We start from the raw sequence: 24,642 nt of genomic DNA, 5'->3' as shown, positions 1-24,642 counted from the left end.
GGGAACCACCCGGGCGCGAGAGCCTGCTCACTTTCGCGGGCACGCGTCGTTTTCCGGGAACGGAACGCCGGGTGCGAGAGTCTTCAATGGGGGCGCAGTAGGCGTACGAGGCGTACGGGAACGTACGACGCGAAACAGGAGTTCGGGCACGACATGAGCGACGAGCAGCAGCCGCCACAGCAGCCGACCCCGAAGGCCGGGCGGCCCAGACGCACGGGCTGGCGACGGATCATCCCGACCTGGCGCACGGTGCTCGGCACCCTCGTCATCGGCGCGCTGCTGCTGTTCGGGCTGTTCTTCCTCGGCTACTCCATGGTCAAGATCCCGCCGGCCAACGCGCTCGCCACCAAGCAGGCCAACGTCTACCTGTACGCGGACGGCTCCGTGATCGCCCGCGACGGCCAGGTCAACCGGGAGAACGTCACCCTCGCGCAGATCTCCAAGGGCGCCCAGCACGCGATCCTGGCCGCCGAGGACCGCGACTTCTACACCGAGTCCGCCGTCGACCCCAAGGCGATGCTGCGCGCCGCCTGGAACACGGCCACCGGCAAGGGCAAGCAGTCCGGCTCCACGATCACCCAGCAGTACGTGAAGAACTACTACCTGCGCCAGGAGCAGACCGTCACCCGCAAGGTGAAGGAGTTCTTCATCTCGATCAAGCTGGACCGCGAGAAGAGCAAGGACCAGATCCTCGAGGGCTACCTCAACACCAGCTTCTTCGGCCGCAACGCCTACGGCATCCAGGCCGCCGCCCAGGCCTACTACGGCATGGACGCCAAGGACCTCGACCCGGCCCGCGCCGCCTATCTGGCCGCGCTGGTCAACGCGCCCAGCGAGTACGACGTCGTCGCCCACCCGGAGAACAAGTCCGCGGCCGTCGCCCGCTGGAACTACGTCCTGGACGGCATGGTGACGAAGGGCTGGCTGTCCGAGAGCAAGCGGGCGGGCATGAAGTTCCCGATGCCCAAGGAGGCCACGACCTCCACCAACCTGTCCGGGCAGCGCGGCTACATCGTGCGGATCGTGAAGGACTACCTGATCCAGAACAGGATCGCCACCGAGGACGATCTCGAGTCCGGCGGCTACCGCATCACCACCACCCTGCACAAGGACAAGCAGGACGCCTTCGTCGACGCGGTCAACGACCAGCTGATGTCCAAGCTGGACAAGAAGAACAACAAGGTCGACACCTACGTCCGCGCGGGCGGCGCCTCCGTCGACCCGAGGACCGGCAAGGTCGTCGCGATGTACAACGGCATCGACTACGTCAAGCAGTACACCCCCAACGCCACCCGCCGGGACTACCAGGTCGGCTCCACCTTCAAGCCGTTCGTGTTCACCTCGGCGGTCGAGAACGGCTCGACCACCCAGGACGGCCGCCCGATCACCCCGAACACCATCTACGACGGCACCAACAAGCGCCCGGTGCAGGGCTGGCCCGGCAAGGCCTACGACCCCGCGAACGAGGACGACGTCTCCTACGGCGACATCACGGTGCGCGAGGCCACCGACAAGTCCGTCAACTCGGTGTACGCGCAGATGGCCGTCGACGTGGGCCCGGAGAAGGTCAAGGACACCGCCGTCGAACTCGGCCTCCCCTCCGCCACGCCCGACCTCAATCCATACCCGTCCATCGCGCTCGGCACCGCCACCGCCAGCGTCCTGGACATGGCGGAGGCCTACGCGACCCTCGCCAACCACGGCAGGCACGGCACGTACACCATGATCGAGAAGATCACCAAGGACGGCACCGACGTCATCGACCTGCCGAAACGCGAGACCTCCCAGGTCATCAGCCGCGAGGCCGCCGACACCACCACCTCGGTCCTGCAGAGCGTCGTCGAGAACGGCACCGGCACCCCCGCCCAGGCCGCCGGGCGCCCGGCGGCGGGCAAGACCGGCACCGCGGAGGAGGACAAGGCCGCCTGGTTCGCCGGCTACACCCCCGAACTCGCCACCGTCGTCGCCGTCATGGGCCAGGACCCGGTCACGGCCGCCCAGAAGCCCCTGTACGGCGCGCTGGGCCTGAACCGCGTGAACGGCAGCGGCCCGCCCACCGCGATCTGGGCCCAGTTCACCAAGGAGGCCCTGAAGGGCAAGCCGGTCACCGACTTCGACCTGCAACTCCAGGAGGGCGCCGACGTGCCCCAGTACCCGACGACCGACCCGACCCAGGGCGACGAGGGCAGCGGCGGCCAGGACAACGGCGGCACCACCGGGGACACCACCACCGGCGGCCAGGACACCGAGGGCCAGACCGGCGGTGAGACGCCGGGCCAGACGGACGGCGGCACCACGGGCGACACGACGACCGGCGGCGGCACCACCGACGGAGGCACGGCCGACGGCGGCACGACCGGCGGCGACACCACCACCGGCGGCACCTCCGACGGAGGCACGACCACCGACGGAGGCACCACGGGCGACACCGGCGGCGGCACAACGGACCCCGGAGGCGGTACGGGCGACACCAGTACCGGAGGAACGGACACCGGCGGCGGCGAGACCTCGGGGAACACCGGCGGGCCGGTTCAGTGACCGCTGGTCGCCTTGAGCCCCACCACGGCGACCAGCAGCAGACAGACGAAGAAGATCCGCGCGGCGGTGACCGGCTCCCCCAGCACCACCATGCCGAACACCGCCGCGCCGGCCGCCCCGATCCCCACCCACACGCCGTAGGCGGTACCGATGGGCAGGGACTTCGCGGCGTACGACAGCAGCAGCATGCTCGCGACGATGCCGGCGCCGGTGAGCAGACTGGGCACGAGCCGGGTGAAGCCGTCGGTGTACTTCATGCCGACCGACCAGCCGACCTCCAGCAGACCGGCGACGACGAGCAGAACCCAGGCCATGACGGGCACCTCCGAGACGTAGCGACACTGAACGGGGGTGCGTCGTCTTTTCCTGCATCCCGGTACGGCGCGTCTCGTCGGGCTCCTTCAAACCTAGCAAGCGAACGACAGAAGGGGCCGGTGACGATGGTCACCGGCCCCTCGAACCGTTGAACTACAGGTAGAGCCCCGTCGAGTCCTCCGACCCCTCGAACCGGTCGGCCGCCACGGCATGCAGATCGCGCTCGCGCATGAGCATGTACGCGACCCCGCGCACCTCGACCTCGGCCCGGTCCTCCGGGTCGTACAGCACCCGGTCACCGGGCTCCACGGTCCGTACGTTCTGCCCCACCGCGACGACCTCCGCCCAGGCCAGCCGACGGCCCACGGCCGCCGTGGCCGGGATCAGGATGCCGCCACCGGAACGCCGCTCACCCTCGCTCGTGTCCTGCCGCACGAGTACACGGTCGTGCAGCATCCGGATGGGCAGCTTGTCGTGATGGGTGCTGTGCTCGTTTCTGTTGGCGCTCACGCCTTTGAACCTACCTGCCTTCGCCGCGGCCGTACGCCGGTGGGTCCGCCGTCGCTCACCGTCACTCAGCCCTTGCGGCGCCGGGTGCCGAGCGCCAGCAGGCCCACGAGCCCGACGGCGACGAGCGCCACGGGCACGATCCGCTCCATGCGGGGCGCGCCCTCCTCGTCGGTGAACTTGGCCTTGACATCGCTCACGGCCCGGTTGACCCCGACGTAGGCCCGCCCGAGCGTGTGGTCGATGTTCGAGACGACCTTGGCCTTGGCGTCGCCGACGATCGTCTTCGGGTGCACCCGCACCCCGATCTCGTCGAGCGTCTCGGCCAGCACTGCGCGGCGGGCTTTGATGTCCGCCTCGATCTGCGCCGGTGTTCTGGTGTCCGACGTGTCCGCCACCGTACGGCCTCCGAAGTGAAGCTGATGCTGTTTGCGGACAGTCTGTCAGTTCCACGCCGGACCGCACGGTCAGGCTCCCCGGTTACGCTGGTCCGATGAGCGAGCGACTCCAGCCGGGGGACGTGGCCCCCGCCTTCACCCTGCCCGACGCCGACGGCAACGAGGTGTCCCTCTCGGACCACAAGGGCCGCAAGGTCATCGTCTACTTCTACCCGGCGGCCCTCACCCCCGGCTGCACCAAGCAGGCCTGCGACTTCACGGACAACCTGGACCTTTTGGCCGGCGCCGGCTACGACGTGATCGGCATCTCCCCCGACCAGCCGGAGAAGCTCGCCAAGTTCCGCGACAAGGAGTCCCTGAAGGTCACGCTGCTCGCCGACCCGGACAAGACCGTCACCGAGTCCTACGGCGCCTTCGGCGAGAAGAAGAACTACGGCAAGACGTACCTGGGCGTCATCCGCTCCACGGTGGTCGTGGACGAGGAGGGCAAGGTCGAACGCGCCCTGTACAACGTGCGCGCGACCGGCCATGTCGCGAAGATCATCAAGGACCTGGGGATCTGAGGACCTCTTGTCGACCGCGTACGGCCCGGACCGGGGTGACCTGGTCCGGGCCGCTTCGCGTGTCGGGCGTGACTGTCCGATAAGCGGTTCGTTACTTCGTACGAGATCGCGAACGGGCGGTCGAGAACGGAGGGGCTCGATGGGGGCCGGCGCGTACAGCAGGGAGCGGCTGGAGGAGGCCGCTCGGGGGGCGCGGACGTTGTCCGAGGCGTTGGTGAGGTTGGGGGTGGATCCCGGGAGTTCGAAGCGCCGGTATGTGTGTGAGCGTATGAAGAAGCTCGGGGTGGATGTCTCACACTTCGAGCGGGAGGGGGTCAAGTGGACGAGGGACATCCTCCAGGCGGCGGTATCGGCCTCGACCAACATGTGCGAGGTGCTGCGCCACCTCGGGCTTGAGGTGGTCGGCGGGCATCACACGCACATCAGCCGCAGGATCCAGGCGTACGGCATCGACACCTCGCACTTCCAGGCACCCACCCGACGAGGCAAACCCCGGCGCCCCCGGACACCGGAAGGGTTACTCGTCGAGCAGTCGGCCGATCACGCCCGGCGCATCCCGAGCGATCGTCTCAAGTGGGCGATGACAGCTTTGGGCATGCCGGAGCGGTGCGCCCTTTGCGGCACGGAGGCGACCTGGCGGGGGCACCCACTCCCCCTTGAGGTCGACCACATCGACGGCGACTGGCGCAACAACCGGCGTGAGAACCTGCGGTTCCTCTGCCCCAACTGTCACTCGACGACGGACAATTACCGTGGGCGCGGCAAGGGGCGCACCAGGGCTGGCGCCGTATGAGCAATGGCGTGCAGTACACCCGCGAGCGGTTGACTGAAGCCGCTGCGCAGTGTTCCGACATCGACGAAGTGATCGCCTTCTTCGGCACACGACCCTACGGCAACCTCCGGCGCCACCTCTTTGGGCGTTTCGATCACTTCGGGATCAACGTCTCCCATATGCCACGCAGGAAGCGAGCCAATGCGGCCCCCTCCAAACCAGCCGCCGACGAACTCCGCCATGCCGTCGCACGAGCGACCTCCGTCGCCGCCGCCCTTCGCGCTCTGGGGATGGAGCCCTACAACGGCCGACTGCGCACCCTGTTCGGCCAGTGGGTTGCCGAGGACGGTCTCGACACCTCTCACTTCCTGGGACAGGCTCATCAGCGCGGAAAGCCAGGCGTGGGCCCCACAAGGCACGCCGAGGACATTCTCGTGCGGCACGACGGCAAGCGCCGGACGAGAACCCACCTGCTACGCCGCGCCCTTCACGAGCTGGGCGTGCCCGAGCAGTGTGCCGAGTGTGGCATCGGCCCCGAGTGGCTCGGCAAGCCCATGACGCTGGAGATCGACCACATCAGCGGGGACTGGAGCGACGACCGGCGCGAGAACCTGCGGCTGCTGTGCCCCAACTGCCACGCAGCCACCAGCACCTGGTGCCGAGGCGGCCGCCGACGTTCCCGTCAAACGCACCCCGCTTGACCGGTACCATGGCCGTGCACGCGGCCGTGGCGGAATTGGCCTACGCGCAACACTTAGGATGTTGTGGGAGAAATCCCTTGAGGGTTCGAGTCCCTCCGGCCGCACGCCTTTGAATCGAAGGTCCACCCGAAATCAGCAACCGGGTGGGCCTTCGTCGTTCTCAGCCCAACAAATCCCGCACGACCGGCACCAGCGCCCGGAACGCCTTCCCCCGATGGCTGATCGCGTTCTTCTCCTCGGGGGTCAGCTCGGCGCAGGTGCGGGTCTCGCCCTCCGGCTGGAGGATCGGGTCGTAGCCGAAGCCGTTGGTGCCGACGGGGGTGTGGCGCAGGGTGCCCCGCAGTTGTCCCTCGACCACCCGTTCCGTGCCGTCCGGGAGCGCCAGGGCCGCCGCGCACGCGAAGTGCGCCCCTCGATGCGCGTCGTCGATGTCGGAGAGCTGGGCCAGGAGCAGGCTCAGGTTGGCCTGGTCGTCGCCGTGTCGGCCGGCCCAGCGGGCGGAGAAGATGCCGGGGGCGCCGTTGAGGACGTCGACGCAGAGGCCGGAGTCGTCGGCGACCGCGGGCAGTCCCGTCGCCTGGGCCAGGGCGTGGGCCTTGAGCAGGGCGTTCTCGGCGAAGGTGACGCCGGTTTCCTTGACGTCGGGGACGTCGGGGTAGGCGTCCGCGCCGACGAGGTCGTGGTCGAGGCCTGCGTCGGCGAGGATCGCCCTGAGTTCGGTGATCTTTCCGGCGTTGCGGGTGGCGAGGATCAAGCGGGTCATGGCGTCCAGTATCCCGGCCTCGCCCGCCCCGCCTGTCCTCGCCGCCTGCCCGCGCCGCCTGTCCGCGCCGGGTGTTACGGCGTGCAGACCTGGGTCAGTTCGCCGGCCGCGTCGGTGATCGGGCTGACGTCGGGGGTCGCGTCGCCGTTCTTGACGGAGTCGCGGACGTTGGTCACGGCCTGCTGGAGGTCGTCCACGGCCTTGTTGACGTCGGCGTTGTCCGTCTTGTCGCCGATCTTGTCGAGGTTCTTGTCGATGGAGTTCAGGGACTCCTCGAGCTGCGTCGGGTCGTTCGCGGCGCTGTCCACGGCCTGCTGGAGCTCGGTCACGCTGTCGGCGATGGCGTCGGCGGTCTGGACGCAGTCCATCGCCTTGCTGACGGCGTCGCAGCCGGTGGTCAGCCCGGCCGTCAGTCCGACAGCCGCGATGGCTGCGGCGGCTGTGGCGATACGGCTCCGGCGGCGTCGGCTCGTGGCCATGGTTGACGTCCCTTCCCTGCTCAGGCCTTGCGGGCCCCCGTTGTGCACTGGCCGGGCGTACAGCGGTGTGCCGTACGCCCGTACTTCTAGTGACGCCAGGGAAGGCCGCGCGGTTGCCCTGAAGCTGCGGTTGTTCTTGGTGTGTTCTTTACTTTTCGAGGACGGTATCAAGTGCCTTGCGCTGCGCCTTGGCCAGCTCCCCGCAGCCGGCGACCGCGAGGTCGAGCAGGGCGTTGAGCTCCTCGCGGGCGAAGGGTTCGGCCTCGGCGGTGCCCTGGACCTCGACGAAGCGGCCGTCGCCGGTGCAGACGACGTTCATGTCGGTCTCGGCCTTCACGTCCTCCTCGTAGCAGAGGTCGAGGAGCGGGACGCCGCCGACGATGCCGACCGAGACGGCGCTGACGGTGCCGGTGAGCGGCTTGCGGCCGGGCTTGATCAGCTTCTTGCCTTGGGCCCAGGAGACGGCGTCGGCGAGGGCGACGTAGGCGCCGGTGATGGCCGCCGTGCGCGTGCCGCCGTCGGCCTGGAGGACGTCGCAGTCGAGGACGATCGTGTTCTCGCCGAGCGCCTTGTAGTCGATGACGGCGCGCAGGGAGCGGCCGATGAGGCGGCTGATCTCGTGCGTGCGGCCGCCGATCCTGCCCCTGACGGACTCGCGGTCGCCGCGGGTGTTGGTGGCGCGGGGCAGCATGGCGTACTCCGCGGTGACCCAGCCCTCACCGCTGCCCTTGCGCCAGCGCGGGACGCCTTCGGTGAAGGAGGCGGTGCACAGGACCTTCGTGTCGCCGAAGGAGACGAGGACGGAGCCCTCGGCGTGCTTGCTCCAGGCGCGTTCGATGGTGATCGGGCGGAGCTGTTCGGGGGTGCGGCCGTCGATTCGAGGGGTTGACGACGTGGCTGACGTGGCTGACATGGCGTCGAGCCTAGCCGCAGACGGGGACGGGGCCCCGCCCGTGGTGGGCGGGGCCCCTCAGGGCGTGAGGCCGTGGTCTCTCAAGGCGTGAGGCCGTGGTCTCTCAAGGCGTGAGGCCGTGGTCTCTCAGGGTGTGAAGCCCGGGATGATGCCGGAGCTTCACATCATGTCTTCGATCTCCGCCGCGATCGGGTCGGCGTCGGTGCCGATGACGACCTGGATGGCGGTGCCCATCTTCACGACGCCGTGGGCGCCGGCGGCCTTCAGGGCGGTCTCGTCGACCAGCGAGGGGTCGCTGACCTCGGTGCGGAGCCGGGTGATGCAGCCCTCGATCTCCTCGATGTTGTCGATGCCGCCGAGCCCGGCGACGATCTTCTCAGCCTTGCTGGCCATGTTCCTTCTCCCTGATCCGAACCGCTTTGTCGCAGTAACCCACAGTTGGCCGATCTTCGCGAGCGGTCATGTCGTACGTGCCGAAGGATGGCGTTCACGACAGCGGAACCGTCCGTCGACTGGTCTACACCACCACCGGGACGGCCGACAAACCCAGCCCTGCGGGGGAGCCGGGAGGGACGCCATGAGCGCCGACAGCGGCGACAGCGCCGACAGGGCGGTCAGCCCCGCGCGCGCCCGCTGGAACACCGCGTTCCAGGGCCTGCAGAAGATGGGCCGCAGCCTTCAGCTCCCGATCGCCGTACTGCCGGCCGCCGGCATCCTCAACCGGCTGGGCCAGCCCGATGTGTTCGGGGCGGACGGTCTCGGGTGGGACAACGTCTCGAAGGTGATGGGCGGTGGGGGCGGCGCGCTGCTGGACGGCTCGCTCGGGCTGCCGCTGCTGTTCTGCGTCGGCGTGGCCATCGGCATGGCGAAGAAGTCGGACGGTTCGACGGCACTGGCGGCGGTGGCGGGGTTCCTCGTCTACTACAGCGTGCTGCGCGAGTTCCCGGAGGACTGCCCGGACGGGGCGAGGGAGGTCGCCGGCATCGGCTGCGCCGCGGCGGACGGGACGGTGAGCGCGTACGAGTACCAGAACCCGGGCGTCTTCGGTGGCATCGTCATCGGTCTGCTGGCGGCCTTCTTCTGGCAGCGCTACCACCGCACGAGGCTGGTGGACTGGCTCGGTTTCTTCAACGGGCGGCGGCTCGTCCCGATCATCATGGCGTTCGTGGCGATCGTGTTCGCGGCGCTGTGTCTGTGGATCTGGCCGCCGATCGGTGACGCGCTGGAGAGTTTCAGCGACTGGATGAGCGACCTGGGCGCCTGGGGCGCGGGTGTGTTCGGCGTCGCCAACCGCGCGCTGCTGGTCGTGGGTCTGCACCAGTTCCTGAACGTGCCCATCTGGTTCCAGTTCGGCAGCTACACCGCGCCGGACGGCGAGGTGGTGCACGGCGACATCAACATGTTCCTCGCGGGCGACCCGGACGCCGGTCAGTTCACCTCGGGCTTCTTCCCGATCATGATGTTCGCCCTGCCGGCGGCGGCCCTCGCCATCACGCACTGCGCGAAGCCGAGCCGCCGCAAAGAGGTGGGCGGCCTGATGCTGTCGGTGGCGCTGACGTCGTTCGTCACCGGTATCACGGAACCGATCGAGTACTCGTTCCTCTTCGTCGCCCCGCTGCTGTACGCGGTGCACGCGCTGCTGACGGGTGTCTCGATGGCGGTGACGTGGGGCCTCGGCGTGCACGACGGCTTCAGTTTCTCGGCCGGGCTGATCGACTACGTCATCAACTGGAACCTGGCGACGAGACCCTGGGCGATCATTCCGATCGGGCTGTGCTTCGCGGTCCTCTATTACGTGATCTTCCGTTTCGCGATCACCAAGTTCGATCTCAGGACTCCGGGCAGGGAGCCGGAGGACGAGGTCGAGGACGTCACCAAGGTCTGACGAAACGCGGCACCGCGTGTAGCGCTCCGGTCGCGGAATTCACGGGTTCCTTATATCGCCCGCACCGTGCTACAACAGGTCTACACCACTGAGTGGTGTAGACCAGACGCCGCCGTCTTCCTTCTGTCCCGGGCGGCGCCATGCCCTCCCCAGCCTATGGCCTGGGGGACCCCCTGGAGGAAGTTGTGACGACGGCCAGCGCCGCTCCCGCGGCCGACAAGAAAAAGGGCGCCGCTGTGATGGCTGTACTGCAGCGCATCGGCCGCAGCCTGATGCTGCCGGTGGCGGTGCTGCCCGCAGCCGCCCTCCTGGTCCGCTTCGGCAACGAGGACATGCTGGGCGACCCGGAGTTCCCCGCGTTCCTCACGAAGATCGCGAGCTTCATGGCGGCCGGCGGCAACGCGATCCTCGACAACATGGCGCTGCTGTTCGCCGTCGGCATCGCGATCGGCTTCGCGAAGAAGTCGGACGGCTCGACGGCGCTCGCGGCCGTGGTCGGCTACCTGGTCTTCAAGAACGTGCTCGCCACGTTCACCGACCCGAACGTGCCGCAGGTGGCGACGGCCGTCGACGGCAAGGTCGTGATGGTCGACGCGCCGGTGGACGCCAAGGTCCTCGGCGGCGTGGTGATGGGCATCGTCGTCGCCCTCCTCTACCAGCGCTTCTACCGCACCAAGCTGCCGGACTGGGCGGGCTTCTTCGGCGGCCGCCGCCTGGTCCCGATCCTGTCGGCCTTCGCCGGCCTGCTCATAGGCATCGTCTTCGGCTACATCTGGCCGGTCCTCGGCACGGGCCTGCACAACGTCGGTGAGTGGCTGGTCGGTTCGGGGGCCGTCGGTGCCGGCATCTTCGGCGTCGCCAACCGTGCGCTGATCCCGATCGGCATGCACCACCTGCTGAACTCGTTCCCGTGGTTCCAGGCCGGCGAGTACGAGGGCAAGAGCGGCGACATCGCCCGCTTCCTGGCCGGCGACCCGAGCGCCGGCCAGTTCATGACCGGCTTCTTCCCGATCATGATGTTCGCGCTGCCCGCCGCCTGCCTGGCGATCGTGCACTGCGCCCGCCCCGAGCGCCGCAAGGTCGTCGGCGGCATGATGTTCTCCCTCGCGCTGACCTCGTTCGTCACGGGCGTCACCGAGCCGATCGAGTTCACCTTCATGTTCATCGCCCCGGTGCTGTACGCGATCCACGCGGTGCTGACCGGTGTGTCGATGGCCCTGACCTGGGCGCTCGGCATGAAGAACGGCTTCGGCTTCTCGGCCGGCGTGGTCGACTTCGGCCTGAACCTGGGCATCGCGACCAACCCGTGGGGCCTGGCCCTGGTGGGCCTGTGCTTCGCCGCGGTCTACTACGTGATCTTCCGCTTCGCGATCACCAGGTTCAACCTGCCGACGCCGGGCCGCGAGTCCGACGAGGAACTCGCCGAGCTCCAGAAGGCGGAGGCGAAGTAGGCGAAGTACGCCGACGGCCCGCGGACGGACGTACGAGGGCCCCGGAACCGGGAAGGTTCCGGGGCCCTCGCGCACGTACGGGCCTGAACCCCGTACCAGCGCTAGATCTCGTACGTCTGCCTCGGCGCCGCCAGCCCCACCGGCCCGTCGTACACCGCGCGCGCGTCGGCCAGGTTGACCTGCGGGTCGGTCCACGGCGGGATGTGGGTGAGGACCAGACGGCGAGCGCCCGCGCGGGCGGCTGTCTGGCCCGCCTCACGGCCGTTGAGATGCAGGTCGGGGATGTTCTCCTTGCCGTGCGTGAAGGCGGCCTCGCACAGGAACAGGTCGGCGTCGCGGGCGAGTTCGTCCAGGGCGGTGCTGACGCCCGTGTCGCCGGAGTAGGTCAGGATCCTGCCACCGTGCTCGATACGGATGCCGTACGCCTCCACCGGATGGGCCACGCGTTCCGTGTGCACCGTGAACGGGCCGATCTCGAAGGTGCACGGCTTGACCGTGTGGAAGTCGAAGACCTCGCTCATGGACGAGGCGGTGGGGGTGTCGGCGTAGGCGGTGGTCAGGCGCTGTTCCGTGCCCTCGGGTCCGTAGACCGGGATCGGGGCGCAGCGGCCGCCGTCGTGCCGGTAGTAGCGCGCCACGAAGTAGGCGCACATGTCGATGCAGTGGTCGGCGTGCAGATGGCTGAGGAAGATCGCGTCGAGGTCGTAGAGACCGCAGTGGCGCTGCAGCTCGCCGAGGGCGCCGTTGCCCATGTCGAGAAGCAGCCGGAAGCCGTCGGCCTCGACGAGGTAGCTCGAGCAGGCCGATTCCGCGGACGGGAACGACCCCGAGCAGCCGACGACGGTGAGCTTCATGAAACAGAAACCTCCGCTGGCGGAAAATGAGAAGATCGAGGACTGTGGCTTCGGGGGTCGTGCGGTTTGTCGAGCGTAAGGCGCAAAACCTCCGGTCGCTCCTCCGCCAAGGGCTGTTGTGGGCGAACTCACCTGTGCGGCGCTGCCATCCGGGTTACCTGGCGCTCAGCCGTTCGACCGAGCCCCAGGGGCGCATCGGGGGCGCATCATCGTGTTCCTGAGATCGTGCGGCCGAGTGTCCTTCGGCAGATCGCGGGTTGCCCCCAGGCACCGCCACAGAGCGCTCAGTCCCGAAGGTAGGGCCGGTGCCAGTGGCGTTCGCTGAGGACCTTGGTCCACTCGGCGGCGAGCCGCTCCCGCCTGTCGTCGGGAAGCTCGTCCAGAGTGGGGCGAAGTCCCTCGATGATCTTTGCTATCTCCTGCGGGTCGCGCCGGACGGGCAGACCGAGGTGGTGGGCGACGGTACGAATCTTCACTGTGATCATCTTCTTCGCGGGCTATAGGTCCAGTGTCGCCCGCGGTACGCGAGGGCACATACGAAGGCGCGCGCGGGTGAGTGCGCGCCGGTACCTTCGTCCCTATGGACACGTCCTGGTGGCTCGCGCTCGCGGCGGTGGTACTGCTCGCGCTGGTTGCCGCGCTCGTCGACGGGTGGGGGCGCGGGCGGCGGCCCGAGGGGCGGCGGACTCGGCCGCCCGGGCGGCCTCAGGGGCGTGCCGGGGCGCGTGCTCCGGCGCGGCGGCCGGAGCCCGCGGAGATCTGGTGGGCGAACGTGCCCTTCGAGGACGGGCCGGGTGCCAAGGACCGGCCGTGTCTGGTGCTGGCGGTGCGGGGGCAGCAGGTCACCGTCGCGAAGATCACCAGCAAGTACCGGGACGAGCGCGGTGGGGTGATTCCGTTGCCGCCGGGCTCGGTCGGGGACACCCGTGGGCGGGCGAGCTTCCTGGAGACGGGCGAGCTGCGGCACGTACCGGTGTGGGACTTCCGGCGGCGGGTCGGGGTGATGGACCCGGTCGTGTGGGACCAGGTCCGTCACCTCGCGACATAGGGCGCCGTCACTCGCCCCGTCAGGGCCTCGCGGCCCCGGAGCCGGCAGGCCGGCTCATGCCCAGAGCTGCCCCTGGAGCGTCTCGATGGCCTCTTCGGTCGTCGCCGCGGTGTAGACGCCGGTCGAGAGGTACTTCCAGCCGCCGTCCGCGACGACGAACACGATGTCCGCGCTCTCCCCCGCCTTCAGCGCCTTCTTTCCGACGCCGATGGCGGCGTGCAGCGCGGCTCCGGTGGAGATGCCCGCGAAGATGCCCTCCTGCTGGAGGAGTTCACGGGTGCGGGTGACCGCGTCGGCCGAGCCGACCGAGAAGCGGGTGGTCAGGACAGAGGCGTCGTACAGCTCCGGTACGAAGCCCTCGTCGAGGTTGCGCAGACCGTAGACGAGGTCGTCGTAGCGCGGTTCCGCCGCGACGATCTTGACGTCCGGCTTGTTCTCGCGCAGGTAGCGGCCGACGCCCATCAGCGTGCCGGTGGTGCCGAGTCCGGCCACGAAGTGGGTGACGGAAGGGAGGTCGGCGAGGATCTCCGGGCCGGTGGTGGCGTAGTGGGCGCCCGCGTTGTCCGGGTTGCCGTACTGGTAGAGCATCACCCAGTCGGGGTGCTCGGCCGCCAGTTCCTTGGCGACCCGTACGGCGGTGTTGGAACCGCCCGCGGCGGGGGACGAGATGATCTCCGCGCCCCACATGCCGAGCAGGTCCCGGCGCTCCTGCGAGGTGTTCTCGGGCATCACGCACACCATGCGGTAGCCCTTGAGCTTCGCGGCCATGGCCAGCGAGATGCCGGTGTTGCCGCTGGTCGGCTCCAGGATGGTGCAGCCCGGCGTGAGACGGCCGTCCTTCTCCGCCTGCTCGATCATGTGCAGGGCGGGGCGGTCCTTGACCGAGCCGGTGGGGTTGCGGTCCTCCAGCTTGGCCCAGATGCGGACGTCGGCGGACGGCGACAGCCGCGGCAGGCGCACCAGGGGGGTGTTGCCGACCGCGGCCAACGGGGAGTCGTAACGCATCGGTGGTCAGGGCCCTTTAGGCCATGCCGCCGGCGACGGCCGGCAGGATCGTGACGTTGTCGCCGTCCGACAGCTTGGTGGTGATGCCGTCGAGGAAGCGGACGTCCTCGTCGTTCAGGTAGACGTTGACGAAGCGGCGCAGCTGGTCGCCGTCGACGATGCGGGCCTGGATGCCCGCGTGCCGGGTCTCGAGGTCGGCGAACAGGTCGGCGAGGGTGTCGCCGCTGCCCTCCACCGCCTTCTGACCGTCGGTGTACTGGCGGAGGATGGTCGGGATGCGGACCTCGATGGCCATGGCTCAGGGCTCCTGTCGGGAGTAGTCAGTCGGGCGCGCGGCAGCGCAAGTTCAGCAGGGTGGTGCGTGGGGTGCGGCGCCGCGGCTCACGGCCGTACGGCGGCAGGTGTTCGCGTCAACAGATGGCGCTGGCGAGCCTGCACAGGTCGACGTGCAGCCGCGCCACGAGCAGCGTGCCCGGCGTCTTTTCGCTCACGTCGAGGAAAACCATGGGGTCATCGTATCGATTCCCGGTCCGGGTCCTGGAATGTGATCCCACATCGCGGACGCATCAGGGCCGGGGAGTGAGACCGCGCTGCTCAGGCCCGGCTCAGTACGCCTCGACGATCTTGACCTCCTCCTCCGTCACCTCGCCCTCCACGATCCGGAACGAGCGGAACTGGAACTCGCCGAGGCCGTCGGTGTCGGCGGTGGAGACCAGGACGTAGTGGGCGCCGGGCTCGTTGGCGTAGGAGATGTCGGTGCGGGAGGGGTAGGCCTCGGTCGCGGTGTGGGAGTGGTAGATGACCACGGGCTCCTCGTCGCGGTCGTCCATCTCGCGGTAGAGCTTGAGCAGATCGCCCGAGTCGAACTCGTAGAAGGTGGGCGACATGGCCGCGTTCAGCATCGGGATGAAGCGCTCGGGGCGGTCCGTGCCCGCCGGGCCCGCCACGACGCCGCACGCCTCGTCGGGGTGGTCCTTGCGGGCGTGGGCGACGATCTGGTCGACGAGGGCCTGGGTGATGGTCAGCATGTCGGTCAGGATAAGCAGAAGGGCCATCCCGTACCGAGGAGTGGTACGGGACGGCCCATATGCCGGACACCGGACGCCCTGAGCGGCAGCCGGGAGGGGGCGCCACGAGTGCTCCCTCCCGGCTGGGCGTCCGCCGCCCGGAGTACCGTCGCCGAAACGTCAGCCGACCTTCTCGAACTCCGGCTCGCCGGGGCGCTCCGCGATCTGCGGGTTGCGGCTCTTGAGGATCGCCCAGCCGATGCCCAGGGCGACGGCCCAGCCGGCCGCGACGTACAGGCAGATCCGCGCGTCCTTGTCGTACGCGATCATGCAGGTCACGCCGACGAGGAAGAGGAGTGCGACCCAGCTGAACAGCGCTCCGCCGGGGGCGGGGAAGGACGAGGCGCGCAGCCGGCCGGCGTCGACCGCGGCGCGGTAGCGGATGTGGCTGACGAGGATCATCATCCAGGTCCAGATGCCGGCCGCGGTGGCGACGGAGGTGACGTAGAGGAACGCCTTCTCCGGAACGACGTAGTTCAGGACGACGCCGATGCCCATGAGCGCCACGGAGACCGCGATGCCGACGGCCGGCGTCCTGCGGGCGTTGAGTTTGCCGAACGCCTGCGGGGCCTCGCTGTTGGCGGCGAGGTCGCGCAGCATCCGGCCGGTCGAGTACATGCCCGAGTTGCAGGACGACAGGGCGGCGGTGAGCACCACGAAGTTGACGATGCCCGCGGCGAGCGGGATGCCGATCTTGCCGAACGCGTGGACGAACGGGCTCTCACCGGCGGAGAACTCGGTCCACTTGACGACGGAGAGGATCACCAGCAGGGAACCGACGTAGAAGACGATGATGCGCCAGGGCAGGGTGTTGATCGCCTTGGGCAGGGTCTTCTCGGGGTTCTCGGACTCGCCCGCGGTGACGCCGACGAGCTCGACGGCGAGGTAGGCGAACATGACGCCCTGGAGCGTCATCAGGCTGGAGCCGATGCCGTTGGGGAAGAAGCCGTCGTGCGCCCAGAGGTTGGAGACGGTGGCGGTGTCACCGGCGTCGGAGAAGCCGAGGGTGAGCACGCCGAGGCCGATGACGATCATGCCGATGATGGCCGTGACCTTGATCATCGAGAACCAGAACTCGACCTCGCCGAAGATCTTGACGGAGATCAGGTTGACGCCGAAAAGCACCACCAGGAACACCAGGGCGCTGACCCACTGCGGGATCTCCGGGAACCAGAAGTGGATGTAGATCGCGGCGGCCGTGAGCTCGGCCATGCCGGTGACCACCCACATGAGCCAGTACGTCCAGCCCGTGACGAAACCGAAGAACGGACCGAGGAACTCGCGGGCGTACTCGGCGAAGGAGCCGGAGACGGGCCGGTAGAGGAGCAGTTCGCCCAGGGCCCGCATGATGAAGAAGATGACGACGCCCGCGAGGGCGTACATGAGGATGATGCTGGGGCCGGCCTTCGCGATGTTCGCTCCGGCGCCCATGAACAGACCGACGCCGATGGCGCCGCCGATCGCGATCATCTGGACCTGACGGCTGCCGAGGCCGCGTTCGTATCCCTCCTCGGGGACGTCCGCGGCCTTCGCGTCAGTGACCTTCGAAGAGGTCATGGGTAGTGCGCCTTTCTCCATGCCGACCCGGGCCTTTCGTCGGCCGCGGATCGGGTCTCGATCCCCCCGGACTGCTGGAGCTGTGCCTGGCCGACGATCCGCCGGCCGCATGGCGCACCCGGCCGAACATTCGGGTGGTGTTCGCCCGGGCGTCGTGAAGATTTATCACGGCGGTCACAGTGATCGACTCAGCGGTTTGTGGCGCATCCCACAAGGAGAACCGGACAAACGCACCGTCGCCACCCATGTCGGGCGGCGGCGTTGACGCGATCGTTATTCGGATTTGAGCGTCCTCTGAGCGAACACAGAATCGTCACATAGGCCCACAAGACCGTCGCGGATCACGGCATGAGTGTCGCGACCAGCGTCTCCTGGAGGCCGCCCAGCCACAGATACGCCATCACCATCGGCTTGCGCGGGTCCTCGTCCGGGAGCCGGTAGAGCAGGTCGGTGTCGTCCTCGTCGGTGATCTCCAGGCGGGAGCCGATGGCCAGGCGCAGGTCGTTCAGGGCGCCGAGCCACTGCTGGGACTCCTCGGGGGAGAGCTTGAGCACCGCACCACCCTCACCGGCGGAGGCGGCGCTCAGCGCGTCCAGGGAGCGGATCACCGCGAGCGCCTTGTCGCGCTTGCCGGCGCGCAGGTCGTTCTCGGTGTAGCGGCGGAACTCCGCGGAGTACGCCTTCTGCTCCTCGGCCCGCTCGCGGCCGGGGGTCGCCTCCGGGTCGCTGTAGGCGTCCGGGAACAGGCGCCTGAGGACCGGGTCGGCCGGTGGTTCGCTCGGCCCTTCGGCGAACAGCTCGGCGAGGGGGTCGCCGGAGGCGTCCTCGGCGGGGCCGGGACCGATGAGTTCCAGGAGCTGGACGGCCAGCGACCGGATGATGGAGATCTCGACGTCGTCGAGGGCGACGGCCGCGCCGCCGCCGGGGAGCGGTTCGAAGGTTCCTGGCATGGCGGCGATCGCTACTTCCGGTCCTGCTGGAGGGTGGCCCACAGACCGTAGCCGTGCATGGCCTGCACGTCGCGTTCCATCTCCTCGCGACTGCCGCTGGAGACGACCGCCCGGCCCTTGTGGTGGACGTCGAGCATGAGCTTGGTGGCCTTGTCCTTGGAGTACCCGAAGTACGTCTGGAAGACATACGTCACATAGCTCATGAGGTTGACCGGGTCGTTGTGGACGATCGTGACCCAGGGGACGTCCGGCTCGGGGACGGCGAAGACCTCCTCCGCCGACTCGGTGCGTTCGATCTCTAGGGGAGCGGGTGACGTCACACAGCCCATGCTGCCACCCGAGGGGGGCGGTCGCGCAAACGGGCTGCGCAATCGCGCGCGTTGAGGCGGGACGGTCGACCACCCCTTAAATCGTCAGACTGACGAGATGGGGGTACTATCCCTGCCATGAACACAGCGGACCTTGGGCTGCCGGTGGACGTCCCCTCGACGGCGCTCTTCACGGATCAGTACGAGTTCACAATGCTGCAGGCCGCCCTGAAGGCGGGCACCGCCGAGCGACGGTCGGTGTTCGAGGTCTTCACCCGGCGGCTGCCGAACGGGCGGCGCTACGGCGTCGTGGCGGGCACCGGCCGCGTGCTGGACGCCGTCGAGAACTTCCGCTTCGACGCGGGCGTCCTCGGCTTCCTGCGCGAGCGGGGGATCGTCGACGAGGAGACCCTCCAGTGGCTCGCGGGCTATCGCTTCTCCGGCGACGTCTGGGGCTATCCCGAGGGCGAGGTCTACTTCCCCGGCTCGCCGATCATGCGCGTCGAGGGCACCTTCGCCGAGTGCGTACTGCTGGAGACGGTGATCCTGTCCATCCTCAACCACGACTCCGCGATAGCCGCGGCCGCCTCCCGCATGGCGTCGGCCGCCGGGGAGCGCCCGATCATCGAGATGGGCGCCCGGCGCACCCACGAGCTGGCCGCGGTCGCCGCGTCGCGCGCCGCGTACCTCGGCGGCTTCACCTCCACCTCCGACCTTGCCGCCGGCTTCCGCTACGGCATCCCCACCGTCGGCACCAGCGCCCACGCCTTCACCCTCCTGCACGACCGCGAGCGGGACGCCTTCCAGGCCCAGGTGGACTCCCTGGGCCGCGGCACCACCCTGCTCGTGGACACCTACGACGTCGCCGAGGCGGTCCGTACGGCCGTGGAGGTCGCCGGGCCCGAGCTGGGCGCCGTCCGCATCGACTCGGGCGACCTGCTGCTGGTCGCCCACCGGGTGCGGCAGCAGCTCGACGAGCTGGGCGCGGCGCACACGAAGATCATCGTGACCTCCGACCTGGACGAGTACGCCATCGCCTCGCTGGCGGCGGCGCCGGTGGACGCGTACGGCGTCGGCACCCAGCTGGTGACCGGGTCCGGGCACCCGACCAGCTCGATGGTCTACAAGCTGGTCGCCCGCGCCGAGTCCGCCGACCCCGGGGCGCCGCTGGTGGCGGTGGCGAAGAAGTCCAGCGGCGGCAAGACCTCCATCGGCGGCCGCAAGTGGGCAGCGCGGCGCCTGGACGCGTACGGCGTCGCGGAGGCCGAGGTCATCGGCACGGGACCGGTTCCGCCGGAGCTCGCCGAACGGCAGCTCCTGGTCGAGCTGATCAAGGGCGGTGACGTGGTGGCCCGCGAGCCGCTCGACGTCGTACGGGACCGGCACACGGCCGCCCGCGCGAACCTGCCGCTGTCCGCGACCCAGCTCTCGCGAGGGGAACCCGTCATTCCGACGGAGTATGTCAACGGGCGCTCGGGTAGCCAGACGGGGGCGTGAAGTGAGCGCGCCCGGCGTGCTCACCCCGTGCCCCCTCCCGCACCGAACGGGAAGTCTCTAGGCTCGGAAGTTCACGGCCGGGCCCGCACCGTTTCACCGTCCCGACCACCGCGTCCATAACCGAAGGACACCGACCATGCGCCGCGCCTTGATCGTCGTAGACGTGCAGAACGACTTCTGCGAGGGGGGCAGCCTCGCGGTGGCCGGCGGCACCGATGTGGCCGCCGCCGTCACCGAGCTGATCGGGCAGGCCGCCGGGTCCGGCTACCAGCACGTCGTCGCCACCCGCGACCACCACATCGCGCCCGGCGGGCACTTCTCCACCAACCCCGACTTCGCCCACTCCTGGCCGGCCCACTGCGTCGCGGGCACGGAGGGCGTCGGCTTCCACCCGAACTTCGCCCCCGCCGTCGCCTCCGGCGCGATCGACGCCGTGTTCGACAAGGGGGCGTACGCGGCGGCGTACAGCGGGTTCGAGGGGGCCGACGAGAACGGCGTGAAGCTGGCCGACTGGCTGCGGGCCAGGGAGGTCAGGGAGGTGGACGTGGTGGGCATCGCCACGGACCACTGCGTGCGCGCCACCGCGCTGGACGCGGTGCGCGAGGGCTTCCGTACACAGGTGCTGCTGGATCTGACCGCCGGGGTGGCCGCGGAGACCACCGAGCGGGCGCTGGAAGAGATGCGGGAGGCCGGCGTCGAGCTGACCGGGAAGCCGGTGGTCGCGTAGCGGGGTGCCACGATGGGTCGTCGGGCGGCCGCGGGCGCATGGTGGTTGGTCGCGCAGTTCCCCGCGCCCCTGAGGATGCCGCCGAACCGCGGCCGCAGACGTCAGGGCCGCCTCACTCACGCGGGCGCCGCCGGCCTCCTCAGCAACGCCCTGATCGGGCGCCAGAGCTCCTGGGTGAGTTCCGGGCTCACGGCGACACCGTTGTCAGGTGCCGTGCGCCATATCAGGCCGTCGGGGTGGTGCAGGACCGCGGTGATCTCGTCCGGGGTCGGCGGGGCGGCGTTGCCCCGCAGGTAGACGGCGCGCATGCCCAGGTTGCGGAGCCTGGTCAGGGCTCGGGCGCGGTTCTGGGCGTGGACGAGGACACGGACACATCCCGTGCCGTCGGCGGTGGGTCTGGGCAGGTTCAGCGCCACCACCACGCTGCCGGTCGGCAGCTTGCAGAAACCTCCTGCGGCCATGCGGTCACACCCCCGTGCGAGTCGGTGTCGAGGTCAGGGTCAGGGCCGGCGCCAGGGCCGGTGTCAATAAGGGAAGCACACGGTGCACCTAAACACGATCGGCGGCAACCCGCCAGGGGGTCACCGCCGATCATGCTCTGACCTGCGAAAATGCTGACTACTTCACCGCAGGGCCGACCTCGAGCTCGATCGTGGAGCCGTCCTTGGCCTCCTTGACGATCTTGATCTTGGTGTTGGTGTCAGTGACCTTGACGCCCGCGGTCGGGTTCGACGCGTCGTAGTACGTGCTGGTGTGGTCGTTGAAGACCGGCACCCCGGCGCTCGACGGGATCCTGGTCGCGACGTCCGCGTTGTGCAGCCACATGCCGTCCGTGCGGTAGCGGCTGAACGGCGAGTCGTAGGACTGGATGCGGTTGCGCATCAGCGTGCCGTCGGACCACTTCAGCGGGGCCGGGTGGGAGTCGATCGGGAGGATCAGGCCGACACCCTGGTGCTGGCTGGTGTTGTTGTCCTGCTGGGAGGTGTCCCACTTCCAGATCAACAGGCCGTTCTGGTACGCGTAGTGCTCCACCCAGTCCGGAAGGGACTGCGAGAAGCCGAAGTTGTACGGGCCCGTCTTCAGGGTCTTGTCGTACGACACGTACTGACGGTTCTCGGCGATGTAGTACTGCGCGTAGTCGTCCGTGATGGACGCGCCGATACGGGAGAAGCCCTTCTTCGTCCAAGCGGCGTCCGCGGTCTCGGCGTTGTCGGAGAACACGGCCGTGCCGTCGGCGGTCACCGTGATCTCGTCGGCCGCGAAGCCCTTCTGGGCCACGCCGCCGTCCGTCTGGTAGCGGAAGCGCAGGTCGATCTTCTTGCCGGCGTAGGCGTCGAGCGGGAAGACCAGCTTCTTGTACGTCTGGGAGGAGCCGTCCAGCGCCGGCTTGCCGCTGGCGTCCCGGCCGAGGGCCGCGCCGTCGGCGGTGCCGTCGACGGCCGTCCAGTTGGCGCCGCCGTCGGTGGACACCTCGGTGTAGAGGTAGTCGTAGCCCGCCTCGATGTCCCACCAGCCGTCGAGCGTCAGCGAGGCCGCGGACTTGCCCGTGAGGTCCACGGACCGGGTCAGCGTGTGGGAGAGGTTGTCGCCGCTGCCGCTCCACCACTGGTTGGCGCCCTGGGCCGGCTCCACGATCTGAGTGGTGACCTTCTTCTTGGGCAGCTCGACCACGAGGGCCTGCTTGTGCTTCGTGTTGTACTCGGCGACGCCCAGCTTGTGCCACGAGTTCGTGCCGGCCTTGGCCGTGTCGTACTTCAGCCAGCCGAGCTGGAGCTTGTCCCAGGCGGTCATGTCGCCGGGCAGGTCACCGATCTCGTTCTTGCCGGTGCCGAGCCAGGAGCCCGAGGACATCAGGGTCCAGAACCCGGTGGAGTTCTCGCCGCCCGCGGTGTCGTAGTGGTCCGGCAGACCGAGGTCGTGGCCGTACTCGTGGGCGTAGACGCCGAGTCCGCCGTTCTCCGGCTGGATGGTGTAGTCGCCGACCCAGATGCCGGTGTCGCCGATCTTCGCGCCGCCCAGCTTGTTGTTCTCCGGGCCCGTGGCGCCGGCGTCGGTGCCGAACGCGTACCAGCGGTGGGCCCAGATCGCGTCCTCGCCCTGGGCGCCGCCGCCCGCGGACTCGTCCTCACCGGCGTGCACGATCTGGAAGTGGTCGATGTAGCCGTCGGACTCGTTGAAGTCGCCGTCGCCGTCGAAGTCGTAGCGGTCCCACTGGTCGAACTGCTTGACGTCCGCCTTGATCTCGGCGTCGGTCTTCCCAGCTGCCTTCTGCTGGGAGACCCACGCGTCCAGGCCGTCGCTGACGACGTTCCAGACGCTGGAGCAGTTGGTCTGGCCGCAGGCGTTGTTGCCGTAACGGGCCTCGTTGTAGGGGACCTTGACCCAGTCGGAGACCTCGCCCTCGACCGAGTAGCGGCCGGAGGACTGCTTCTCGTAGTACTTCTTGACCGACTCGGTCTTCTTGCCGGTGCCGAAGTACAGGTCCTCGAAGTGCTTCTGGTTGTAGTCGGCCTTCCAGGCCGTGGAGTTGTCCTTCGTGCGGTCCGGCTTGGCTATCTGGTTGTGCAGGGGGCCGGGGGTGCCGCCGAACTCGCTGATCTTGTCGCCGAACTCGACCAGGATCGTGAAGATCTTGTCGGTCTTCTCACGGCCCAGCTCGACGTACTTGCTGTCGCCCTTCTTGCTCTTGAGCTGGACGACCTGCGAGCCGTCGCGCTTCGTCACCTTGGCCTTGCCGGATATGACCTGGTTCAGGGCTTCTTCGCGCTGCGCCTCCTGAGTCTTGCTCAGGGGCCCTTCCAGGTCGTGGTCGACGTGAGTGTGCTCCGCCGGGTCGTGCCGCTCCACGGAAGCCTTCGACGTCCCCTCGTCGGCCTGCGCCACCGCGTAGGTCGAGAAAGTCGCCGCGGCCGTCGCGAGCGCGACGGTGGTAGCCGCCGCTCTGAACGTCCAGGGTCTGCTGGTCACTTGCTTCCTCCCCCGCGTGCGGGCGCGCGGAATGAGGGATCCAGGTCTCGGAGGGTCCGCGCGCGCCGATCAACGCGTGTAGTCAAGTGACGACATTTGACTAGAGGTTAACCAGAAAAAACAGACCTTGACTTGAACAGGTCAATTGCACTATGCGGAGTCGATGTTCATTTAACGAACAACGATCTTTTGCCAACGGGCGCGTGGCACCGTCCACTTGGTGGACGGCATGACTCCGTGCGCCCCCCGTGCACCGGCACTGTTGGTCAGGTCACGCTTACGGTTTGTTCCCCTCGGGCATGCACGCGGTTAGAGTCGGATGGCGGAACGCCCGGACGTCGGCGGAAAGCCAGGCCGAGACCCCCGTGCACCCCTGATTCCGAGGACACGATGATCATGCCTCGTCCGACTGCCGCACAGCTCGCCTACGGCTCGTGCACCGTGATCTTCTCGACGCTCGCCATGCTGCTGCTGTCCCAGACCAGTTCGGGCGCGGGGATCGCGGTCATCGCCGTCGCGGCGCTCCTGCTCGGGCTGCTCGTCGCCATGACGGTGCCCATGCCGGCCAGGTCCCGCGTGGTGGCGATGCGCAAGCCCGCCACCGCGGACCGGGAACAGGCCGAGGAACCCGTGCTGACGCAGTCCTGACCGCCATCCGTCAGCTCCCGGTGCTGACCACCACCGTCTTCGCCGCCTTGTCGTGCAGGCCCTGCTTGTAGGGCCGGTCGAAGTAGCTCCAGCCGCCGGAGATGACGGTCCAGATGCAGGCGCAGCAGAACGCGAACGGGATCCACAGCACCGCCGCACGGATCAGCGCGGTCTGCACGGAGGGCGTGGCGCCGTTCTCCAGGTTGGCCACCCGCATGTTGAGCAGCCTCTTGCCGAACGTCTGCCCCGACCGGACGGTCATGACGGTGTCGTAGCCGATGAAGAGCACGGCGGCGATCAGCGACTGCCCGACGGACTTGCCGTACTCCACCTCGTTGGTGTCGACGTCGTACTCGGAGACGCCGAGGCCCCATGTGAGCAGCCAGACGACGGCGAGTACGAGGATCATGTCGATGATGCGCGCCAGCGTGCGCTTGCCGCTGTCGGCGAGGGGCGGCATCCCGGCGAGCGGGTCGGTGGGGCCGGCCCCGTACGGGCCACCGCCCCCGTAGGGACCACCGCCGCCGTACGGGCCGCCACCGTACGGGCCACCGCCACCGGGTGGCGGCGGGGGCTGGCTGCCGTACGGCGGCTGATCACCGTACGGCGAACCCGAACCCCCCGTCGGCGGGGGGTGCTTCCTGAACGGGTCGTCTTCCGGGGGCTGCTGACCGGAGCCGGGAGGCGGTTCGCTGCTCATGGCCCGAGTCGACCGCGAACCCCGCGGCT

At 68.9% G+C, this 24,642-nt stretch carries 29 protein-coding genes, 1 tRNA gene and 1 riboswitch; of the genes, 11 read left to right on the top strand and 19 right to left on the bottom strand.

Going from position 1 to position 24,642, the window contains the following annotated elements; all coding sequences use genetic code 11:
* The first annotated feature begins 153 nt into the window (after positions 1–153).
* On the top strand, positions 154–2,538 hold the full coding sequence (locus tag ABZ078_RS10985; RefSeq protein WP_356573837.1) for a transglycosylase domain-containing protein: 2,385 nt from the start codon (positions 154–156) through the stop codon (positions 2,536–2,538).
* Here the strand turns inward: ABZ078_RS10985 and ABZ078_RS10980 are convergent.
* The 3 genes from ABZ078_RS10980 to ABZ078_RS10970 form a co-directional block, all read right to left on the bottom strand.
* Positions 2,532–2,852 carry an SMR family transporter gene (locus ABZ078_RS10980; protein WP_356573835.1) on the bottom strand — a complete coding sequence of 107 codons (321 nt, stop codon included), beginning with the start codon at positions 2,850–2,852 and terminating at the stop codon, positions 2,532–2,534. The two genes, ABZ078_RS10985 and ABZ078_RS10980, sit on opposite strands and share 7 nt — an antisense overlap.
* 36 nt (positions 2,853–2,888) lie before the next feature.
* Positions 2,889–2,958: riboswitch (guanidine-III (ykkC-III) riboswitch) on the bottom strand.
* Between the two features lie 48 nt (positions 2,959–3,006).
* Positions 3,007–3,363 (bottom strand): co-chaperone GroES, encoded by a 357-nt coding sequence (locus ABZ078_RS10975; protein ID WP_356573833.1) that lies wholly within the window; start codon positions 3,361–3,363, stop codon positions 3,007–3,009.
* A 65-nt stretch (positions 3,364–3,428) separates the two neighbouring features.
* The gene (locus ABZ078_RS10970; protein WP_356573831.1) at positions 3,429–3,758 is read right to left on the bottom strand and encodes a DUF3618 domain-containing protein; all 330 of its coding nucleotides are present in this window, start codon (positions 3,756–3,758) and stop codon (positions 3,429–3,431) included.
* Between the two features lie 95 nt (positions 3,759–3,853).
* On the opposite strand from ABZ078_RS10970, the gene bcp reads away from it, so the two are divergent.
* The 4 genes from bcp to ABZ078_RS10950 all read left to right on the top strand — a co-directional run bounded on the left by bcp (position 3,854) and on the right by ABZ078_RS10950 (position 5,898).
* A complete protein-coding gene (gene bcp, locus ABZ078_RS10965; RefSeq protein ID WP_356573829.1) occupies positions 3,854–4,321 on the top strand; it encodes a thioredoxin-dependent thiol peroxidase in 468 nt (155 codons plus the stop codon).
* Between the two features lie 139 nt (positions 4,322–4,460).
* Positions 4,461–5,114 (top strand): HNH endonuclease signature motif containing protein, encoded by a 654-nt coding sequence (locus tag ABZ078_RS10960; protein WP_356573828.1) that lies wholly within the window; start codon positions 4,461–4,463, stop codon positions 5,112–5,114.
* A complete protein-coding gene (locus ABZ078_RS10955; protein WP_356573826.1) occupies positions 5,111–5,794 on the top strand; it encodes an HNH endonuclease in 684 nt (227 codons plus the stop codon). The genes ABZ078_RS10960 and ABZ078_RS10955 overlap by 4 nt, the downstream gene beginning before the upstream one ends.
* Before the next feature lie 20 nt (positions 5,795–5,814).
* A tRNA-Leu gene (locus ABZ078_RS10950) sits at positions 5,815–5,898 on the top strand.
* A 56-nt stretch (positions 5,899–5,954) separates the two neighbouring features.
* On the opposite strand, the gene rdgB is transcribed toward ABZ078_RS10950, so the two are convergent.
* The 4 genes from rdgB to ABZ078_RS10930 form a co-directional block, all read right to left on the bottom strand.
* Complete coding sequence (rdgB, locus tag ABZ078_RS10945) at positions 5,955–6,557, bottom strand: RdgB/HAM1 family non-canonical purine NTP pyrophosphatase (protein WP_356573824.1); 603 nt, start codon at positions 6,555–6,557, stop codon at positions 5,955–5,957.
* Between the two features lie 74 nt (positions 6,558–6,631).
* On the bottom strand, positions 6,632–7,036 hold the full coding sequence (locus tag ABZ078_RS10940) for a hypothetical protein (RefSeq protein ID WP_356573823.1): 405 nt from the start codon (positions 7,034–7,036) through the stop codon (positions 6,632–6,634).
* A 148-nt stretch (positions 7,037–7,184) separates the two neighbouring features.
* A complete protein-coding gene (gene rph, locus ABZ078_RS10935) occupies positions 7,185–7,949 on the bottom strand; it encodes a ribonuclease PH (protein WP_356573821.1) in 765 nt (254 codons plus the stop codon).
* A gap of 159 nt (positions 7,950–8,108) precedes the next feature.
* Complete coding sequence (locus ABZ078_RS10930) at positions 8,109–8,342, bottom strand: PTS glucose/sucrose transporter subunit IIB (RefSeq protein WP_069780600.1); 234 nt, start codon at positions 8,340–8,342, stop codon at positions 8,109–8,111.
* Between the two features lie 184 nt (positions 8,343–8,526).
* On the opposite strand from ABZ078_RS10930, the gene ABZ078_RS10925 reads away from it, so the two are divergent.
* Both ABZ078_RS10925 and ABZ078_RS10920 read left to right on the top strand, forming a co-directional pair.
* Positions 8,527–9,834, top strand: a complete 1,308-nt coding sequence (locus ABZ078_RS10925) for a PTS transporter subunit EIIC (protein ID WP_356573819.1) — start codon at positions 8,527–8,529, stop codon at positions 9,832–9,834.
* A gap of 185 nt (positions 9,835–10,019) precedes the next feature.
* Entirely contained in the window at positions 10,020–11,285 is a 1,266-nt protein-coding gene (locus tag ABZ078_RS10920; protein ID WP_356573817.1) for a PTS transporter subunit EIIC, read from the top strand.
* A gap of 101 nt (positions 11,286–11,386) precedes the next feature.
* Here the strand turns inward: ABZ078_RS10920 and ABZ078_RS10915 are convergent, their stop codons facing one another.
* Together ABZ078_RS10915 and ABZ078_RS10910 are read right to left on the bottom strand one after the other, a co-directional pair.
* Positions 11,387–12,139 (bottom strand): MBL fold metallo-hydrolase, encoded by a 753-nt coding sequence (locus tag ABZ078_RS10915; RefSeq protein ID WP_356573815.1) that lies wholly within the window; start codon positions 12,137–12,139, stop codon positions 11,387–11,389.
* 284 nt (positions 12,140–12,423) lie between these two features.
* The gene (locus tag ABZ078_RS10910) at positions 12,424–12,624 is read right to left on the bottom strand and encodes a hypothetical protein (protein WP_356573813.1); all 201 of its coding nucleotides are present in this window, start codon (positions 12,622–12,624) and stop codon (positions 12,424–12,426) included.
* Between the two features lie 95 nt (positions 12,625–12,719).
* Here ABZ078_RS10910 and ABZ078_RS10905 point away from each other — a divergent pair, with 95 nt between their 5' ends.
* A complete protein-coding gene (locus tag ABZ078_RS10905; protein ID WP_356573811.1) occupies positions 12,720–13,187 on the top strand; it encodes a type II toxin-antitoxin system PemK/MazF family toxin in 468 nt (155 codons plus the stop codon).
* A 54-nt stretch (positions 13,188–13,241) separates the two neighbouring features.
* Here the strand turns inward: ABZ078_RS10905 and ABZ078_RS10900 are convergent, their stop codons facing one another.
* The 7 genes from ABZ078_RS10900 to clpS all read right to left on the bottom strand — a co-directional run bounded on the left by ABZ078_RS10900 (position 13,242) and on the right by clpS (position 18,095).
* Positions 13,242–14,192, bottom strand: a complete 951-nt coding sequence (locus ABZ078_RS10900) for a cysteine synthase (protein WP_356573809.1) — start codon at positions 14,190–14,192, stop codon at positions 13,242–13,244.
* 16 nt (positions 14,193–14,208) lie between these two features.
* The gene (locus ABZ078_RS10895; RefSeq protein WP_356573807.1) at positions 14,209–14,487 is read right to left on the bottom strand and encodes a MoaD/ThiS family protein; all 279 of its coding nucleotides are present in this window, start codon (positions 14,485–14,487) and stop codon (positions 14,209–14,211) included.
* A 115-nt stretch (positions 14,488–14,602) separates the two neighbouring features.
* Complete coding sequence (locus ABZ078_RS10890) at positions 14,603–14,698, bottom strand: putative leader peptide (protein WP_356573805.1); 96 nt, start codon at positions 14,696–14,698, stop codon at positions 14,603–14,605.
* Positions 14,699–14,797: 99 nt separating this feature from the next.
* Positions 14,798–15,220, bottom strand: coding sequence for a M67 family metallopeptidase (locus ABZ078_RS10885; RefSeq protein ID WP_356573804.1), 423 nt, complete (start codon positions 15,218–15,220; stop codon positions 14,798–14,800).
* 159 nt (positions 15,221–15,379) lie between these two features.
* Positions 15,380–16,816 (bottom strand): amino acid permease, encoded by a 1,437-nt coding sequence (locus ABZ078_RS10880; RefSeq protein ID WP_356573802.1) that lies wholly within the window; start codon positions 16,814–16,816, stop codon positions 15,380–15,382.
* Positions 16,817–17,157: 341 nt separating this feature from the next.
* The gene (locus ABZ078_RS10875) at positions 17,158–17,766 is read right to left on the bottom strand and encodes a DUF2017 domain-containing protein (RefSeq protein WP_356573800.1); all 609 of its coding nucleotides are present in this window, start codon (positions 17,764–17,766) and stop codon (positions 17,158–17,160) included.
* Positions 17,767–17,777: 11 nt separating this feature from the next.
* A complete protein-coding gene (clpS, locus tag ABZ078_RS10870; RefSeq protein WP_003990557.1) occupies positions 17,778–18,095 on the bottom strand; it encodes an ATP-dependent Clp protease adapter ClpS in 318 nt (105 codons plus the stop codon).
* Positions 18,096–18,212: 117 nt separating this feature from the next.
* On the opposite strand from clpS, the gene ABZ078_RS10865 reads away from it, so the two are divergent.
* Both ABZ078_RS10865 and ABZ078_RS10860 read left to right on the top strand, forming a co-directional pair.
* A complete protein-coding gene (locus tag ABZ078_RS10865) occupies positions 18,213–19,571 on the top strand; it encodes a nicotinate phosphoribosyltransferase (protein WP_356573798.1) in 1,359 nt (452 codons plus the stop codon).
* 136 nt (positions 19,572–19,707) lie between these two features.
* Positions 19,708–20,298, top strand: coding sequence for a nicotinamidase (locus tag ABZ078_RS10860; protein WP_356573796.1), 591 nt, complete (start codon positions 19,708–19,710; stop codon positions 20,296–20,298).
* Positions 20,299–20,414: 116 nt separating this feature from the next.
* Here ABZ078_RS10860 and ABZ078_RS10855 read toward each other — a convergent pair whose 3' ends face one another.
* Both ABZ078_RS10855 and ABZ078_RS10850 read right to left on the bottom strand, forming a co-directional pair.
* Complete coding sequence (locus tag ABZ078_RS10855) at positions 20,415–20,759, bottom strand: hypothetical protein (protein WP_356573794.1); 345 nt, start codon at positions 20,757–20,759, stop codon at positions 20,415–20,417.
* 157 nt (positions 20,760–20,916) lie between these two features.
* Complete coding sequence (locus tag ABZ078_RS10850; protein ID WP_356573793.1) at positions 20,917–23,265, bottom strand: immune inhibitor A domain-containing protein; 2,349 nt, start codon at positions 23,263–23,265, stop codon at positions 20,917–20,919.
* A 390-nt stretch (positions 23,266–23,655) separates the two neighbouring features.
* Between ABZ078_RS10850 and ABZ078_RS10845 the strand changes: the two genes are divergently transcribed.
* Positions 23,656–23,913 (top strand): hypothetical protein, encoded by a 258-nt coding sequence (locus ABZ078_RS10845; RefSeq protein ID WP_356573791.1) that lies wholly within the window; start codon positions 23,656–23,658, stop codon positions 23,911–23,913.
* Between the two features lie 10 nt (positions 23,914–23,923).
* Here the strand turns inward: ABZ078_RS10845 and ABZ078_RS10840 are convergent, their stop codons facing one another.
* On the bottom strand, positions 23,924–24,613 hold the full coding sequence (locus tag ABZ078_RS10840) for an RDD family protein (RefSeq protein WP_356573789.1): 690 nt from the start codon (positions 24,611–24,613) through the stop codon (positions 23,924–23,926).
* Between the last annotated feature and the right edge of the window lie 29 nt (positions 24,614–24,642).

Source organism: Streptomyces sp. NPDC006385, assembly GCF_040612485.1.
In the GTDB taxonomy this organism is placed as follows: domain Bacteria; phylum Actinomycetota; class Actinomycetes; order Streptomycetales; family Streptomycetaceae; genus Streptomyces.
The sequence above is the reverse complement of the archived record's forward strand: the minus strand, read 5'-3'. Positions and strand labels throughout refer to the sequence as shown.

Coding starts and splice junctions, on each gene's coding strand:
- ABZ078_RS10860 (WP_356573796.1), top strand. CDS start 19,708: ATGCGCCGCGCCTTGATCGTCGTAGACGTGCAGAACGACTTCTGCGAG.
- ABZ078_RS10905 (WP_356573811.1), top strand. CDS start 12,720: ATGGACACGTCCTGGTGGCTCGCGCTCGCGGCGGTGGTACTGCTCGCG.
- ABZ078_RS10925 (WP_356573819.1), top strand. CDS start 8,527: ATGAGCGCCGACAGCGGCGACAGCGCCGACAGGGCGGTCAGCCCCGCG.
- ABZ078_RS10895 (WP_356573807.1), bottom strand. CDS start 14,487: ATGGCCATCGAGGTCCGCATCCCGACCATCCTCCGCCAGTACACCGAC.
- ABZ078_RS10900 (WP_356573809.1), bottom strand. CDS start 14,192: ATGCGTTACGACTCCCCGTTGGCCGCGGTCGGCAACACCCCCCTGGTG.
- ABZ078_RS10875 (WP_356573800.1), bottom strand. CDS start 17,766: ATGCCAGGAACCTTCGAACCGCTCCCCGGCGGCGGCGCGGCCGTCGCC.
- ABZ078_RS10855 (WP_356573794.1), bottom strand. CDS start 20,759: ATGGCCGCAGGAGGTTTCTGCAAGCTGCCGACCGGCAGCGTGGTGGTG.
- ABZ078_RS10880 (WP_356573802.1), bottom strand. CDS start 16,816: ATGACCTCTTCGAAGGTCACTGACGCGAAGGCCGCGGACGTCCCCGAG.
- ABZ078_RS10910 (WP_356573813.1), bottom strand. CDS start 12,624: ATGATCACAGTGAAGATTCGTACCGTCGCCCACCACCTCGGTCTGCCC.
- ABZ078_RS10955 (WP_356573826.1), top strand. CDS start 5,111: ATGAGCAATGGCGTGCAGTACACCCGCGAGCGGTTGACTGAAGCCGCT.
- ABZ078_RS10940 (WP_356573823.1), bottom strand. CDS start 7,036: ATGGCCACGAGCCGACGCCGCCGGAGCCGTATCGCCACAGCCGCCGCA.
- ABZ078_RS10960 (WP_356573828.1), top strand. CDS start 4,461: ATGGGGGCCGGCGCGTACAGCAGGGAGCGGCTGGAGGAGGCCGCTCGG.
- bcp (WP_356573829.1), top strand. CDS start 3,854: ATGAGCGAGCGACTCCAGCCGGGGGACGTGGCCCCCGCCTTCACCCTG.
- ABZ078_RS10890 (WP_356573805.1), bottom strand. CDS start 14,698: ATGGTTTTCCTCGACGTGAGCGAAAAGACGCCGGGCACGCTGCTCGTG.
- ABZ078_RS10915 (WP_356573815.1), bottom strand. CDS start 12,139: ATGAAGCTCACCGTCGTCGGCTGCTCGGGGTCGTTCCCGTCCGCGGAA.
- ABZ078_RS10845 (WP_356573791.1), top strand. CDS start 23,656: ATGATCATGCCTCGTCCGACTGCCGCACAGCTCGCCTACGGCTCGTGC.
- ABZ078_RS10885 (WP_356573804.1), bottom strand. CDS start 15,220: ATGCTGACCATCACCCAGGCCCTCGTCGACCAGATCGTCGCCCACGCC.
- ABZ078_RS10840 (WP_356573789.1), bottom strand. CDS start 24,613: ATGAGCAGCGAACCGCCTCCCGGCTCCGGTCAGCAGCCCCCGGAAGAC.
- ABZ078_RS10985 (WP_356573837.1), top strand. CDS start 154: ATGAGCGACGAGCAGCAGCCGCCACAGCAGCCGACCCCGAAGGCCGGG.
- ABZ078_RS10930 (WP_069780600.1), bottom strand. CDS start 8,342: ATGGCCAGCAAGGCTGAGAAGATCGTCGCCGGGCTCGGCGGCATCGAC.
- rph (WP_356573821.1), bottom strand. CDS start 7,949: ATGTCAGCCACGTCAGCCACGTCGTCAACCCCTCGAATCGACGGCCGC.
- rdgB (WP_356573824.1), bottom strand. CDS start 6,557: ATGACCCGCTTGATCCTCGCCACCCGCAACGCCGGAAAGATCACCGAA.
- clpS (WP_003990557.1), bottom strand. CDS start 18,095: ATGGGCTGTGTGACGTCACCCGCTCCCCTAGAGATCGAACGCACCGAG.
- ABZ078_RS10865 (WP_356573798.1), top strand. CDS start 18,213: ATGAACACAGCGGACCTTGGGCTGCCGGTGGACGTCCCCTCGACGGCG.
- ABZ078_RS10980 (WP_356573835.1), bottom strand. CDS start 2,852: ATGGCCTGGGTTCTGCTCGTCGTCGCCGGTCTGCTGGAGGTCGGCTGG.